Source organism: Sphingorhabdus lacus (genome assembly GCF_009768975.1).
Classification (GTDB): Bacteria; Pseudomonadota; Alphaproteobacteria; order Sphingomonadales; family Sphingomonadaceae; genus Sphingorhabdus_B; species Sphingorhabdus_B lacus.
Genome location: NZ_CP035733.1, coordinates 210,895 through 224,706 on the forward strand (window position 1 = coordinate 210,895; position 13,812 = coordinate 224,706).

Genomic DNA, 13,812 nt, shown 5'->3' on the forward strand with positions numbered 1-13,812 from the left:
TACCGCCAATTTCCTTGACATTTGCGCCTTGGCAGACCAAAGGCCGCGCAAGCCAAGACGCGCTTCGGCTCCGTTGTTTGGCCCTTATCGCTTTTCCGGAACAATCTTATGCGTTTTGCCGATATCGGCTTGTCTGATGAATTATTGAAGGCCGTGACCGAGGCTGGCTACGATGAGCCAACCCCCATACAGGCCGCTGCGATCCCACAAGTGCAGATGATGCGCGACCTGATCGCGATTGCGCAAACCGGAACGGGGAAGACAGCAAGCTTCGTTTTACCCATGATCGATGTGCTCGCCAACGGCCGCGCCCGCGCCCGTATGCCGCGGAGCCTGATTTTGGAACCGACGCGTGAACTCGCTGCGCAGGTTGCCGAAAACTTTGAAAAATACGGTAAATATCACAAGCTTTCCATGGCGCTGCTCATCGGCGGCGTGCAAATGGGTGATCAGGTCAAGGCGCTGGAAAAGGGTGTCGACGTTCTGATTGCGACGCCCGGTCGCCTGATGGACCTGTTCGAACGCGGGAAAATATTGCTGACCGGTTGCGAAATGCTGGTGATCGACGAAGCGGACCGCATGTTGGACATGGGCTTCATTCCCGACATTGAACATATTTGCACCAAATTGCCCACGACGCGACAGACGTTGCTGTTCTCCGCGACCATGCCGCCTCCGATCAAGAAGCTGGCGGACAAGTTTCTGTCGAACCCGAAATATATCGAAGTGGCGCGCCCTGCCACGGCAAACACCAATATCGAGCAATTTCTTGTCAATGTGACGCCGATGAAGAAGCGTGAAGTGCTGCGCGATTTGATCCGTAGTGAAAAGGCATCGAACGCGATTATCTTCTGCAACCGCAAAACCACGGTCCGCGAGCTTAACACCAGTCTTCAACGGCACGGACTGCGTTCGGGCGAAATCCATGGCGATATTGATCAGGCAACACGGCAGAAGCAGCTCGAAGCATTTAAGAACGGCGATATCGACTTTCTGGTCGCGTCCGACGTCGCGGCACGCGGGCTGGACGTCAAGGGCGTAAGCCATGTGTTCAACTTCGATGCGCCTTGGCACCCGGATGACTATGTGCACCGTATCGGCCGTACCGGGCGGGCAGGGGCCAAGGGCAAGGCCTTTACCTTTGTAACCAAGGCGGACGAAGAAGCGATCGAGAATATCGAGAAGCTGATCGGTAATAAAATTGTGCGCCTCGGCAAGGTCGAGGCACCTGCAGCCGAAAAAGACGAAAAGGCTCCGGCCAAGCGCGGCCGTAAGGCGGCTGCTCCCAAGGAAAAGGCTGAAAAGCCGGTGGAAGCGAAAGCGCCCCGTACGGAAAAGCCTGTTGCTGAAAAACCGGTGCGCGTGAAATCAGAGCCGAAGCCGGCACCGGAAGCAGTTGTCGGTGATGAAGGTTGGAACGGTCCAATGCCCGGATTTTTGAGCGTCGGTTTCGGCAGCTAAAAATTTACAGACCTGAAATAGAAAAGGCCCGCATCGCTGCGGGCCTTTTTTTGTTGGGTTTGTCGCGGGGTCTTAGAACTTGCCGCGAAGCGTGATCCCATATGTCCGCGGTTCGGCGAGGAACTGCGAGAAGATCTGGCGACCACCGGGATATTGCGGATCCACGAAGGGAGCCGAAGTGGTTCCAGCCTGGAATGGCGTATTGAACGCCACCTGAGCATAATCCTGGTTGAAGATATTTTGGCCCCACAATTCTATGCCCCACGCTTCGTCGGGACCACGCAGACCGATCCGCGCATTGAACACGGCAAAACCATTCTGTTCCTTTTGCGGGAACAGGTCGGAACCGGTGTTATAATCGCCTGTGAGACGTCCATCGAAATAAACGAGACCGGTCAGGCCGCCGCTTCCGATTTCAGGGGTCCAGGTCACGCTGGATGTTGCAACCAACTCAGGCGCGTTTGAAAGATTGTCGCCCGGAAGCTTGCGGAGAGCAGCGTCAAGCGGAGCGCCTGATTTGTTGCCGACCAGATTGTTGCGATAGCCTGTGTTAGAATAGGTCAGGCCAGCGGCGACGCGGAAGTTGCGGGCCGGTACCAGCGATGCTTCCAGTTCGAAGCCCTCCGCGCGAACACCATAGCCGACATCACCTGCCGCACATGCGCCCGTTGCCGAGCTCAAATCGCGATCGGCACCACCGAGGCTCGTCGAACAGCCATTAATGGTTTGAACAAGGAACACGGTGCCGTTGAAGGTGTTCAGCTGGAAGTTGCTGAAATCCGAACGGAAGGCCGACAGGCTGAGGCTGAACGGACCGGTCGAATATTTTGCACCAATTTCATAGCTGTCCACCAGTTCGGGGTCGAACTGAAGATTGGCAACCAAGGCTTGCGCACCCCCTACAGAGGCGAAGGTGGCGATTGGGGATTTCAGTGCCGAACGGTCCAAATTGAAGCCACCTGCTTTATAACCACGTGCAAAGCTGGTGTAGAGCAGAAGATCGTCGGTTGGCTTCCAAGACAAGATAGCGGTGCCGGTGAACTCGTCTTCGCTCCGTGAATCCCGAATGGATACGCCATTCAGTTCTGCGGTCGAGTTACCCTGGCAAGATAGTCCGATAATCCCGCCGGCAGTTGCCGCTAATGGCGTTGTCAGCAGCGAACCAAGCGCCGCCTGGTTGGCAGTACAGATTGTGTTGTCATTGCCGAATGTGGCGTTGAACTTCTTCTTGTCAGACGTGTACCGCAGACCAAGGGTCAGATCGAGCGTATCGGTGATATGCAAGATATTGTGCGTGAAAAGCGCCCAGTTGGTGCCGTTCTGGAAATAACGGTCGTTCGTCGTCCCGACATCGTTCATGGTGTCGAGGCGATCCAACGCCGCCAAAACGAGCGGGCCAGCAGCACCCAGCGCGCCCGAAACGGTTGGGCGCAAGGCAGGGTTGATACAGCTTTGCGATGTCGGGCTGTAGGCAAAGGCCAGACCGCCACCGGAAACAATGCGGCAGTTTGCGAAACGCCCATATTGGTTGCCGAAACGCAAATTGTCCCGAACAGTCAGCTTTTCATTGGCGTAGAAGCCACCCACCAGCCAGTCGAGTTTTCCGCCAAAGGCCTCGCCCTGCAAGCGCAGCTCCTGCGTAAATGTGTGGAACTGGCGATAGGCATCGTCGCTCGGTGCGCGGTACAAGATGTCGACTTCGCTATAGTCGGTATCGGATGCCTGACCCGAACGATATTGGCGATAAGCAGTGATTGAGGTCAAAGATGCCCCGCCCAGGTCATAGTCGATCTGGCCCGAAAAGCCGTAATCTTTGGTTTCGCCCGTAAAAACGCGGTTCGGGCTGACCGATATCAGTCGGCCATAACCTTGGTTGAACGCCGCCAAGGGCTGACCAAGGTCACGGAGCACGTTAATGATGTTGTTACCGGTGGTCTGCAACGGAGTCAGCGGCGTTGAAGGATTGTTCAAATTGCCGATGAACTGATTAACTGTGCCGTCGACATAAGTCGCGGCGCAACATTCTTCCTTCCGGAATGTGTAGTCCGCGATCAGACGTACAGACAGCGCATCCGAGGGTTCGAACAGCAACTGGCCACGCAGGAAATAACGATCCCGATTATTGACATCACGCCCGTTTTGATCGTCGCGGTAGAAACCGTCGCGCTTTACATAAACGCCATCAACGCGGAATGCGAGTTGCTCGGTAATGGGACCGGTGAAGCTGGTTGCCGCACGCATGAAATCATAATTGCCATAGGTCAGCTCGCCGCTGCCGCCGAATGTGAACTCGGGCTTCTTCGAATAGATGCTGATCAAACCGGCAGACGAGTTACGGCCGCCAAGCGTACCTTGCGGACCACGCTGCACTTCGACGCGGTCGATTTCGCCAAGCTCGTTCAAGCCGATGCCTGAACGTGAACGATAGACGCCGTCGATAAAGACAGGAACCGAACTTTCAAGGCCGGGGTTATCACCAACCGTACCGATGCCGCGGATACGTGCCGAACCGTTTGCTTCCGAACCGGTTGAAGACACCAGCAACGAAGGAGCAACTTGGTTCAACTGGCGGATGTCGTTCGCGCCGCTGTTCTGCAGCGTTTCAGCATTTACGGCCGAAATAGCGACGGGAACGTCGGACAAAAGCTGGGTGCGGCCTTGCGCTGTCACAACGATTTCATCGTCCTGAGTGGCTGCTTCTTCTGCTTGGGGTTCTTCCTGCGCATAGACTGCGCCAGGAATGGCAAGCGCAATGCACGCTGCCGATAGTCTGAGGGCGTGGCTTATGGGGGTCACACGTCGCAACATCTTCTTCTCTCCTGTTTTAAATTGTTTTGCCGCTACCTACCCAATGCGCATACGAATGTCATCGCGGTAAAGCGCGGAATCCCGCGAAATTTCGAGAGTGATGCTATTGTGCAACAATCGCGGAGTTGACGTTACGGAATAAAGGCCGCCCGGGTGCTGCCCGGACGGCCCATCGCGCATGCATCATGAATATAAAAAGCTTTAATTCAGAGCTTTACAAGCATCTTGCCGGTATTTTCGCCGCTGAAAAGTCCAAGAAATGCCTCGGGAGTCTTCTCCAGACCTTCCTTGACCGTTTCGCGGCCTGTTACGGCTCCTGATGTGATCAGTTGCGCCATGTCGGCGTTGAATTCAGGGACCTGTGCGTAGAAATCGGGATATAAAAAGCCCTTGATGGTAACGCGCTTGCCTATGATCATGGGGAGATACTGCATCGGCTGTGCTTTGAAGTCGTTGTAGACGTCAATCATCCCGCAAATCGCAAATCGTGCCCATTCGCGCGATGTTGCAAGCGCCGCATCGAAATGCTCGCCACCCACATTGTCGAAATATACATCAATGCCGGACTCGCCTATCTCTTTTAGGGCGGTCATCAATTGTGGCAGCACTTTGCCTGCCTTGTAATCGATAACGGCGTCTGCGCCGAGTTCCTTCACCCATGCACATTTGTCGGCGCCACCGGCTGAACCGATGACTTTCATTCCCTTGGCTTTTGCGATTTGTGTAACGGTCGAACCAACAGCGCCCGCCGCAGCCGACACGAATATCACTTCGCCGGCCTTTGCTTCGGCAACTTTCAACAATCCAAACCAGGCCGTCCCTCCGGGCATTCCGATAATGCTAAGCCAATGCTGATCGGGAACGCCCAGATCGGGCAAACGGGCAGGGGGCATTCCTGCAGGTGACGTATTTCCACCACCAAATACCACAGTGTCGCGCCACCCGCCCATATGCAGCACCTTTGCACCCACTGGAAAGTCTGCATTACGGCTATCGGTCACTGTGCCGACGGCTCCGCCCGTCATCGGTTCACCCAACTGAAACGGATCCGCGTAGCTTTTTGCATCGTTCATCCGTCCCCGCATATATGGGTCAACGGAGAGCCAACTGTTCTTCACGCGAAATTCGCCTTCCGCCAACGGGGCGTCAGGCGTCTCAATCATTGCAAAATTGCTGTCGTTGGGAAGTCCTGCCGGACGGCTAGCCAAAGTCCATGCGCGTGCCATTATCGTCTCTCTCCATCTTTTTCATTTTGCACGGCGGTTGCCGCTTCGTTTTGATAGGCCGGTCTTCCGCCAACCCATGTTTCTGACACAACAGCTTTACGCAGTTCCGCAGGGCTTGCAAGCAACGGGTCAACATTGATCAATATGAAATCCGCATGATGGCCGGGCGTGAGTGAACCAACTTTACCTTCGGCAAAAGCCGCGTATGCGGCGCCTATGGTAAAGCCAGCCAGGGCCTGTTCCCGCGATACACGCTCTTCCGGACGCCAACCGCCGAAAGGCTGCCCGGCAGCATCTTCCCGCGTCATCGCGGTAGCGAGTCCGGCAAAGGGGTCAGCGGACTCAACGGGCACATCCGATCCAAACGCCAGTTTGCCGCCAGCTTTCGCGATGGATTGCCAGGCATAGGCGCCTTTTAGCCGTTCCTGTCCCAGCCTGGCCTCTGCCATGATGCGGTCGGATGTCTGGTGCACAGGTTGCATCGAGGAAATGATCCCATGCTTGCCAAGTTTCTGCAGATCTACCGGATCAACAATCTGCACATGCTCAATCCGCCAGCGCCGGTCATCCTTATAGGTTTCGGAAAGCTCTTCAATCGCGCCGATCACTTCGGCGTTGGCGGCATCACCGATGGCGTGGATGGCGGTCTGGAACCCATCCATTGACGCGCGCACCATAAGGTTGCGAATTTCGGCGCTTGCGAGAAATTGCAGACCTGTCTGGCCGGGAGCATCGGCATAAGGTTTTTTGAGCCAAGCCCCGCGGCTTCCCAAAGCGCCATCAAGATAGAGCTTAACGCCACCTAGGCGTAGCTTGTCGTCATAAAGCCATGGTGTCGGCCGGGGACCGGCAATTGCCACCATATTGTCTATACCGCCAGCATACCCGAATATGCGTATCGAAAGCCAACCGCTGTCGCCCGCACGGCGATAGCTTTGCCAGTCGTCTAAAGACGTACCCATGTCGGCGATGGCTGTGATGCCCTGCGAAAGAAGCTTCTTTTGCGCTTCGCCTAATGCAATATCCCGTTCGGCAGGCTTCGGTGTGGGCACAAATTTCCCAACCAGTTCTGAAGCCGCATCGACGAAGATGCCACTGGGCTTGGCACCAGCCATTTCAATCCGCCCCCCTGGCGGCGATTTGGATGCCGCCGTAACGCCAGCAATCTCCATCGCGCGGCTGTTGGCCCAACCGGCATGGCCATCGACACGTTCCAGCCAGACAGGACGGTCGCCGACCGCCGCATCAAGGTCGGCTGCGGTGGGAAAGCGGCCCAAGCCCCATTTTTCCTGATTCCATCCTCGTCCGATGATCCAGCGCCGGTCCGGATTTTTGGCGGCATACTCGCGAATGGCCGCCTGCGCTTCGGCAAGGCTGTTGGTTGCCGATAGATCAAGGGTGAGCAACTGGAATCCGAGACCCATGACATGGCCATGGGCGTCGATCAGACCCGGCAACATCGTGGCGCCTTTGCCATCATGGCGGAAATCAAGTCTGGGCGGCAGCTTGTCCTTTTTGGTGAGAAGCTCTGTCACCTTACCGTCCTTACCGATCAGAACGGCGTTGAAACGGATGACCTTACCCTCGGCATCCAGCGTGATGCCGTTTACATTTTCGACAAGTCCGTCAGCAAGAGCAGGCGCTGTAACCGCAACGGAGAACAGGGCGCATAGAGTGCCTAATAAATATCGGGTGCGCACAGCCTTTATCATCCCTTGGGTAACCTTTTCACTATTGCGCTGGTGTCCAGCCGACCACCGCCCATTTGCTGAACGTCGGCGTAAAATTGATCGATCAATGCTGTAATCGGCAGCGTCGCGCCCAAGGCGCGGGCCTCTTCAAAGGCTAGTCCCAGATCCTTGCGCATCCAGTCTACGGCAAAACCGAAATCAAATTTTTCTTCCGCCATCGTGGCCCAGCGGTTGTCCATTTGCCAGCTCTGCGCCGCGCCGCCGGATATCGCCTCATAAACTTTGGCGACATCCAGTTCTGCCGACTGTGCAAATCGCAAGGCTTCGGAAAGCGACTGGATCACGCCGGCAAATGCGATTTGGTTACACATCTTCGTCGTTTGTCCGGTGCCTGGGCCGCCGACATGGACGATGCGTTTCGAATAAGGTTCCATGATCGGACGGGCGGCATCCATGGATGCTTCACTGCCACCGCACATGATGGACAATGTGCCATTTTCGGCGCCAATCTGTCCGCCCGTCAATGGCGCGTCGACAACCAGCAGTCCGCGCGACTTGGCTTCGACGCCCAATTGCCGGGCGATGCGCGCCGACACGGTAGTATGGTCGATATAGAGGCTTCCCTTGGCCATGGCTGCAAATGCACCGTCACGACCCAGCGTGACACCAGAGAGATCATCGTCGGTACCTACGCAGGAAATAACGACTTCAGATTCGCGCGCTGCCTCTGCAGGGGATGTGGCCAATGTGCCACCATAGGCAGCAACCCACGCCTCCGCCTTTGCACGCGAACGGTTGTATACCGTCAGGTCATGCCCTGCCTGTTTCAAATGCCGCGCAATAGGGCCTCCCATGACGCCCAAACCGATGAAAGCTATTCTAGTCATGGGTGTGCTGTAATCTGTGTTTGCAGCAAGCGCCAGATAGGATAGTGCGCGGGCACCATGTCAGACTTACTAACGCTCGATCATATCCGCGCCGCCCATGGGCGTATTCGTGAATCCATTGTGGCTACCCCCACCTTGCACAGCCAGACGCTGTCCAAACTGACGGGCGCGAACATTTATCTGAAATTCGAAAATCTTCAGTTCACCGCTGCGTATAAAGAACGGGGAGCCTTAAACGCCTTGCTGCTCCTCACAGATGAACAGCGCTCCAAAGGTGTTATCGCGGCCTCTGCTGGCAACCATGCACAGGGCCTCAGCTATCATGGTACGCGTCTCGGGATCCCGGTGACGATCGTAATGCCGATTCCTACGCCGACCGTAAAAGTAATGCAGACCGAAAGCGTAGGCGGCAAAGTCGTCTTACACGGCGAAACATTTGACGATGCCTATAAGCATGCCCGCCTTTTGGAAGCCGAACAGGGTTTGACCTTTGTCCATCCGTTCGACGATCCCGATGTTGCCGCAGGACAGGGAACTGTGGCTCTGGAGATGCTCGAGAGCATTCCTTCGCTCGATATGCTCGTCGTTCCGATCGGGGGTGGTGGGTTGTTATCGGGTATGGGGACTGCGGCGCGCGCGTTAAAACCGGATATCGGCCTGATCGGTGTGCAGGCGGAATTATATCCGTCCATGTACGCATTGTTGAAAAACCAGCAACTGCCCTGTGAAGGCGATACTCTAGCGGAAGGCATTGCTGTCAAAATACCCGGCAGTTTTACAAGCGAAGTCATTCGTGACTTGGTTGATGATATCGTACTGGTTAGCGAAGCGCAGCTTGAAACTGCCGTTAGCTTGTTGCTGCAAATTGAAAAGACTGTGGTGGAGGGTGCCGGTGCGGCAGGACTTGCAGCGGTGATGGCCAACCCCGACATCTTCGCAGGCAAGAATGTTGGCGTCGTTTTGTGTGGTGGCAATATCGACACACGGTTGCTGGCGAATGTCCTTTTGCGAGATCTTGCCCGTTCCGGACGGCTTGCACGCTTGCGGCTCACACTGCAGGATCGCCCGGGTGCGCTGTATAAAGTGATGCGTTTGTTTAATGAGCATAACGTCAATATAATCGAGATTTACCACCAGCGGATTTTCACCACTCTGCCCGCCAAAGGCTTAATCACAGACATTGAATGCGAAGCGAGAGACGCCGAGCAATTACAAGGGCTTGTGGATGGCTTGAATGGAGCCGGTTACCTTGTGGAACGCGTCGAACTCAACAAGTAACGGGCTGTTTGCAACTTTCATGGTAAATGCTCTTTTCACAATACTGACATCAGTGCATACAGTGTAAATAATTCACCAACATTTAGGTCTTGGGGATCTTTACTCGATGAGCGCACCCGTTCGGTTTCCTCGTTTTTTTGTCACTAACCCAGGTCCGTGCCCCTATTTGCCAGGGAAGACAGAGCGGAAGGTTTTTACCGAACTGAACGGTCCCCATGCCGACGAATTGAACGATGCGCTTGGCCGTATCGGTTTTCGCCGTAGCCAGAATGTTGCGTACCGGCCGAGCTGCATCGATTGCAAAGCCTGTGTGTCGGTGCGCGTCCTCACAAATGATTTTCAGCCTAATACGACGCAGCGCCGGATAATCCGTCGCAATTCCGATTTGGTTGTCAGCGCCTGCCGTCCTTGGTCAACTTCCGAGCAATATGATTTGTTGCGCCGTTATCTCGGCAAACGGCATCCGGTTGGTGGAATGACCAATATGGACGATATGGACTATGCCGACATGGTCGAACAGTCACCCGTCCGCAGCAACGTCATTGAATATCGCACTCCAGGCCGTTTCGGCCGATTGGGTGAACTTGTGGGTGCCTGCTTGACGGATCAACAGGCAGACGGTCTGTCGATGATTTACAGCTTCTACGACCCCGATGCTGAGGGTCGGCTGGGTCTCGGTAATTATATCATTCTCGACCATATCATGCGCGCCAAGGCGGCGGGACTGCCTTATGTATATCTGGGCTATTGGGTCGAAGGTGCTGCTCGCATGCAGTATAAAATCCGCTACACACCGCTCGAGCGCCTCGGCCCTGAAGGTTGGGAACGATTCGAGCCAGCTGTGCTAGAGCCGACAGCTTAAATCAAACGAACATGCATTAATTAGGTTGCCGCCACGCCGCAGCGGCAACTCAAATCAATTTACCGGCACACGCAGCGTGGTTTTGGCTTCCATTTGCGGACGACCTTTTTGCGCGGCTTCGCACGCACCGTTTCATAGTAGATTTCTTCGGTCACCGTCGTGGTTGTGGTCACTGTGGGCTGCATGGTGATCGTTACAACAGGCGCCTGCGGATAGTAATAATAGCCACCGCCCCAGCCATAATATTGCTGCCCATGATATCCTGGATGACGCGGGTAGCGCGGACGATGCTGCTTACACTTGTCATTGGCCTTTTCGACCGCCACGCCTAACAGACCGCCGATGCCAGCACCTACCAAGGTGCCACCGGTGCGGTTGCCGCGTCCAGCAATGCGATTGCCGAGGGCGCCGCCTAACAATGCACCAATTGCAGCGCCTTTGACGCCATTGCTTTTCAGGCAACGCTCATAATTTTCATAGCCAGGAGGAACAGCATATGCGTCTTCCTCATAATATTCTTCCTCATAGCTTTCGCCATCGTCACCATAGTCCGGTTCGCCTTGTGGCATCCGTGCGTGGGGCGGCGGGGCGGGGAAGCCTGCGGTCGCTCCTGTCTGGCGTGTTACACGGCCGCTCCAGTCGCCTTCAAAGACCCGGCCTTGCGGATCGACATGTTTCCCGTCCCATTCACCATCATATTTATAGCTGGATCCATCTGGTGCTGCGAATACGGCATCATCGCTCCAGTTATAAACCTGCGCATTGGGGCGCATTTCGGGACTATATTCTGGTTCACGAAAATCGCTGGTGCGGTCAGGTCCGGCCTGTTTCACGATAACCGTCGACTTCTTCTGCACAGATACCGCGGCTGGCGCCGGCGATTCGCCCGCATAGGATGGTGCCGCCGACAATAGTCCGATAGCTGCAGCGCCTGATAATAGAACGGTTCTCATAGTTAACGACTCCCCAAGCATCGTGTGCGCCGGAAAATGCCGGTGCCAATGGTTAAAGGGCTATTAACATTTTTTGTGTCTGCTGGCGAATCCAACGCATGTAAAATGCTTGCTCTAACAAGGCATTGTTCCAAAATGAGGCAGTTGAATTAAATCCGGTTTGCGAGCACTTCTGCCAGTGCCTCAATGCCCGCAGCATCGTCCGCATCGAAACGCATCAGCGATGGGCTGTCCAAGTCAATGACGGCGATAACTTCGCCTTTGCGTTTGACTGGGACGACCAGTTCGGATGCACTATTGGCGTCGCAGGCAATGTGCCCTGGAAAAGCGTGAACATCCGCAACCAACTGTGTTTCGCCACTCGCAGCCGCCGTGCCGCAAACGCCTTCGCCTACTGCAATACGTATACACGCTGCTTTGCCCTGGAACGGCCCCAAAACCAATTCGCCGTCCACCATCCGGTAGAAACCGGTCCAATTGACGTCCGGAAGATATTCCCAAAGCAAGGCCGCGACGTTGGCCATATTCGCAACGGCGTCGGTTTCGCCATCGGTCAACGCGTCTGCCGACCGAACCAGTTCGTGATAAAGTTCATATTTCGGGGCGACGGAATTGATTGCAAATTCAAACATGGCGCTACCTCTAAAAGAAACACCGATAGTTGCCTACTGATATTGAACGATCCAATTTTGATTTTCACTAGATGGCGGGTTCAATCGTAACTTACTTTTCCGCGATTTTTCTTGATTGTGGACCGACCCTTTTTTGCGTCAACACGTCGCGCCTTGGCAGCTTTACTGGGCTTGGTCGCGACGCGGCGTGGCTTACGGATATGGGCTCGATCAATCAGTTCGATGACACGATCGCGCGCTTCTTGCCGGTTTGCCTCGCGTGTGCGGTGGTTCCGTGCGGTGACGATCAATTCGCCGCCCATGGTCAATTTGCTCCCTGCCAGAAGCTTCAATTGCCGAAAGGCATAAGGTTCAAGGCCGAGCGCAAAGACATCAATCCGCAACTGGCAGGCGGTTGCGACCTTGTTCACATTCTGCCCGCCCGGTCCAGTGGAAGCGAGAAAGGTCTCTTCAATCAGATCTTCGGGCAAGGTGTACGCCATAGCTGCCGTCTCTAAGCGCCCAATGGTGATCAATCTAGTCGAAACGCCGAATGTGTCACGGCAAGGACATTGCATGCGGACTGTGCCAAAGCATCCGCACTCCAATGCCCCTGTCGTTCCGACATTGATCAGGCCGATAGTTTGGCGGCCGTTTCGGCGACGCGCTTGCCCAGATAGCGTGCTCCTTCAAGCTCGGTTTCGCTGGGTTGGCGGCTACCATCTCCATTCGCAATCGTCGTGGCACCATAAGGTGCACCGCCGGTTACTTCGTCGTTACGCATCTGGCCCGCAAACCCATAGTCCAGTCCTACGATCGTCATGCCGAAGTGCAGCAAATTGGTGATAATGGAAAACAGCGTGGTTTCCTGACCGCCATGTTGGGTCGCAGACGAGGTAAAGGCTGCGCCGACCTTGCCGTTCAACTCTCCACGCATCCAGACGCCACCAGCTTGATCCCAGAAACTCGCCATTTGACTGGACATCCGGCCAAACCGGGTTCCGGTGCCCACGACAATTGCATCATATTCCTTGAGCTCATCAACCGTTGCAACTTCGGCTTTCTGATCGAGCTTGAAATGCGCTGCTTGAGCGACTTCTAATGGCGCTGTTTCAGGCACACGCTTTATGGTTACGTCGGCGCCGGTACTGCGCGCACCCTCAGCAATTGCTTCTGCCATGGTTTCAAGATGGCCGTAGCTGGAATAATAGAGAACAAGAACTTTGGTCATGGGAGATATCCTTTTTTGGATAGATGCCCCCTTCCCAATAGGGTGGGGGCTAGTTGAAATTATTCGGAATCAACGAGGACGATTTCCGCGTCTTCAATAGCCTTTACAGTGATATGCCCTTCTTTGATCGCGACGCCATCACGGGCATTTGCGTGATGCCCATCAATTTCAATCGCGCCCGTAGCAGGAACCAAATAGGCAGAGCGACCTGCACCTACTTCATATGACAAGCTCTCGCCGGCCTTGATCGTCGCGCCGACCACGCGAGCGTTTGTGCGGATCGGCAATGCGTCACTGTCGCCTTCCATGCCGCTGGCGAGCACTTGCCATGCACCGGTCCGGCTGTCCTTAGGGAAGGGTTTTGCCCCCCAACTTGGGGAACCACCCGTGCGGTTCGGCATGATCCAGATCTGGAACAACGTTGTCGCCTCGTTTTCCAAATTATATTCAGCATGGCGAATCCCGCTTCCCGCACTCATTACCTGAACATCACCAGCTTCGGTACGACCTTCATTTCCAAGGCTGTCCTTGTGGGTGATCGCCCCGGTGCGGACATAGGTCACAATTTCCATATCGGCATGCGGATGCGGCGGGAAACCCGACTGGGGCTGGATGATGTCGTCATTCCAGACGCGGATCGCGCCCCAATTCATGCAGGCTGGGTCATAATAATCCGCGAACGAAAAATGGTGGTGGGCGTCAAGCCATCCATGATTTGCTGCGCCCAGACTTTCAAACGGGCGGACTTCAATTCTGGTTTTGGTATCGGTCATAATGTCACTCCTTCAAAAGGGTGGATGTCAT

General features: G+C 55.2%; 12 protein-coding genes. 3 read left to right on the forward strand and 9 right to left on the reverse strand.

The genetic code is table 11. From position 1 onward, the window contains the following. Positions 1-108: 108 nt before the first annotated feature. Positions 109-1,461: a DEAD/DEAH box helicase gene (locus EUU25_RS00975; RefSeq protein WP_158897614.1), complete on the forward strand. Its 1,353-nt coding sequence runs from the start codon at positions 109-111 to the stop codon at positions 1,459-1,461. A gap of 72 nt (positions 1,462-1,533) precedes the next feature. Here the strand turns inward: EUU25_RS00975 and EUU25_RS00980 are convergent, their stop codons facing one another. The 4 genes from EUU25_RS00980 to EUU25_RS00995 form a co-directional block, all read right to left on the reverse strand. Then, entirely contained in the window at positions 1,534-4,269 is a 2,736-nt protein-coding gene (locus tag EUU25_RS00980; protein ID WP_158897615.1) for a TonB-dependent receptor, read from the reverse strand. 206 nt (positions 4,270-4,475) lie between these two features. Then, on the reverse strand, positions 4,476-5,495 hold the full coding sequence (locus tag EUU25_RS00985) for an NADP-dependent oxidoreductase (protein ID WP_158897616.1): 1,020 nt from the start codon (positions 5,493-5,495) through the stop codon (positions 4,476-4,478). Beyond that, complete coding sequence (locus EUU25_RS00990) at positions 5,495-7,207, reverse strand: amidohydrolase (RefSeq protein WP_158897617.1); 1,713 nt, start codon at positions 7,205-7,207, stop codon at positions 5,495-5,497. Before EUU25_RS00990 ends, EUU25_RS00985 begins: the two co-directional genes overlap by 1 nt. Then, entirely contained in the window at positions 7,204-8,073 is an 870-nt protein-coding gene (locus EUU25_RS00995; protein ID WP_158897618.1) for an NAD(P)-dependent oxidoreductase, read from the reverse strand. Before EUU25_RS00995 ends, EUU25_RS00990 begins: the two co-directional genes overlap by 4 nt. Before the next feature lie 57 nt (positions 8,074-8,130). On the opposite strand from EUU25_RS00995, the gene EUU25_RS01000 reads away from it, so the two are divergent. Both EUU25_RS01000 and EUU25_RS01005 read left to right on the forward strand, forming a co-directional pair. Then, entirely contained in the window at positions 8,131-9,351 is a 1,221-nt protein-coding gene (locus tag EUU25_RS01000; RefSeq protein ID WP_158897619.1) for a threonine ammonia-lyase, read from the forward strand. A 106-nt stretch (positions 9,352-9,457) separates the two neighbouring features. Beyond that, positions 9,458-10,213 carry an arginyltransferase gene (locus tag EUU25_RS01005; protein WP_158897620.1) on the forward strand — a complete coding sequence of 252 codons (756 nt, stop codon included), beginning with the start codon at positions 9,458-9,460 and terminating at the stop codon, positions 10,211-10,213. A 59-nt stretch (positions 10,214-10,272) separates the two neighbouring features. Here EUU25_RS01005 and EUU25_RS01010 read toward each other — a convergent pair whose 3' ends face one another. The 5 genes from EUU25_RS01010 to EUU25_RS01030 form a co-directional block, all read right to left on the reverse strand. Beyond that, positions 10,273-11,166, reverse strand: a complete 894-nt coding sequence (locus EUU25_RS01010; protein WP_158897621.1) for a glycine zipper 2TM domain-containing protein — start codon at positions 11,164-11,166, stop codon at positions 10,273-10,275. A gap of 149 nt (positions 11,167-11,315) precedes the next feature. Beyond that, positions 11,316-11,798, reverse strand: a complete 483-nt coding sequence (locus EUU25_RS01015) for a GAF domain-containing protein (protein ID WP_158897622.1) — start codon at positions 11,796-11,798, stop codon at positions 11,316-11,318. A gap of 80 nt (positions 11,799-11,878) precedes the next feature. Then, complete coding sequence (arfB, locus tag EUU25_RS01020) at positions 11,879-12,280, reverse strand: alternative ribosome rescue aminoacyl-tRNA hydrolase ArfB (protein ID WP_158897623.1); 402 nt, start codon at positions 12,278-12,280, stop codon at positions 11,879-11,881. A gap of 128 nt (positions 12,281-12,408) precedes the next feature. Then, on the reverse strand, positions 12,409-13,008 hold the full coding sequence (wrbA, locus tag EUU25_RS01025) for an NAD(P)H:quinone oxidoreductase (protein ID WP_158897624.1): 600 nt from the start codon (positions 13,006-13,008) through the stop codon (positions 12,409-12,411). A 59-nt stretch (positions 13,009-13,067) separates the two neighbouring features. Beyond that, positions 13,068-13,781 (reverse strand): pirin family protein, encoded by a 714-nt coding sequence (locus tag EUU25_RS01030; protein WP_158897625.1) that lies wholly within the window; start codon positions 13,779-13,781, stop codon positions 13,068-13,070. Positions 13,782-13,812 lie beyond the last annotated feature (31 nt).

What these genes read in the sequence shown, in the direction of transcription:
- EUU25_RS00975 (WP_158897614.1), top strand. Translation starts at nt 109, where the DNA reads ATGCGTTTTGCCGATATCGGCTTGTCTGATGAATTATTGAAGGCCGTG.
- EUU25_RS00980 (WP_158897615.1), bottom strand. Translation starts at nt 4,269, where the DNA reads ATGTTGCGACGTGTGACCCCCATAAGCCACGCCCTCAGACTATCGGCA.
- EUU25_RS00985 (WP_158897616.1), bottom strand. Translation starts at nt 5,495, where the DNA reads ATGGCACGCGCATGGACTTTGGCTAGCCGTCCGGCAGGACTTCCCAAC.
- EUU25_RS00990 (WP_158897617.1), bottom strand. Translation starts at nt 7,207, where the DNA reads ATGATAAAGGCTGTGCGCACCCGATATTTATTAGGCACTCTATGCGCC.
- EUU25_RS00995 (WP_158897618.1), bottom strand. Translation starts at nt 8,073, where the DNA reads ATGACTAGAATAGCTTTCATCGGTTTGGGCGTCATGGGAGGCCCTATT.
- EUU25_RS01000 (WP_158897619.1), top strand. Translation starts at nt 8,131, where the DNA reads ATGTCAGACTTACTAACGCTCGATCATATCCGCGCCGCCCATGGGCGT.
- EUU25_RS01005 (WP_158897620.1), top strand. Translation starts at nt 9,458, where the DNA reads ATGAGCGCACCCGTTCGGTTTCCTCGTTTTTTTGTCACTAACCCAGGT.
- EUU25_RS01010 (WP_158897621.1), bottom strand. Translation starts at nt 11,166, where the DNA reads ATGAGAACCGTTCTATTATCAGGCGCTGCAGCTATCGGACTATTGTCG.
- EUU25_RS01015 (WP_158897622.1), bottom strand. Translation starts at nt 11,798, where the DNA reads ATGTTTGAATTTGCAATCAATTCCGTCGCCCCGAAATATGAACTTTAT.
- arfB (WP_158897623.1), bottom strand. Translation starts at nt 12,280, where the DNA reads ATGGCGTACACCTTGCCCGAAGATCTGATTGAAGAGACCTTTCTCGCT.
- wrbA (WP_158897624.1), bottom strand. Translation starts at nt 13,008, where the DNA reads ATGACCAAAGTTCTTGTTCTCTATTATTCCAGCTACGGCCATCTTGAA.
- EUU25_RS01030 (WP_158897625.1), bottom strand. Translation starts at nt 13,781, where the DNA reads ATGACCGATACCAAAACCAGAATTGAAGTCCGCCCGTTTGAAAGTCTG.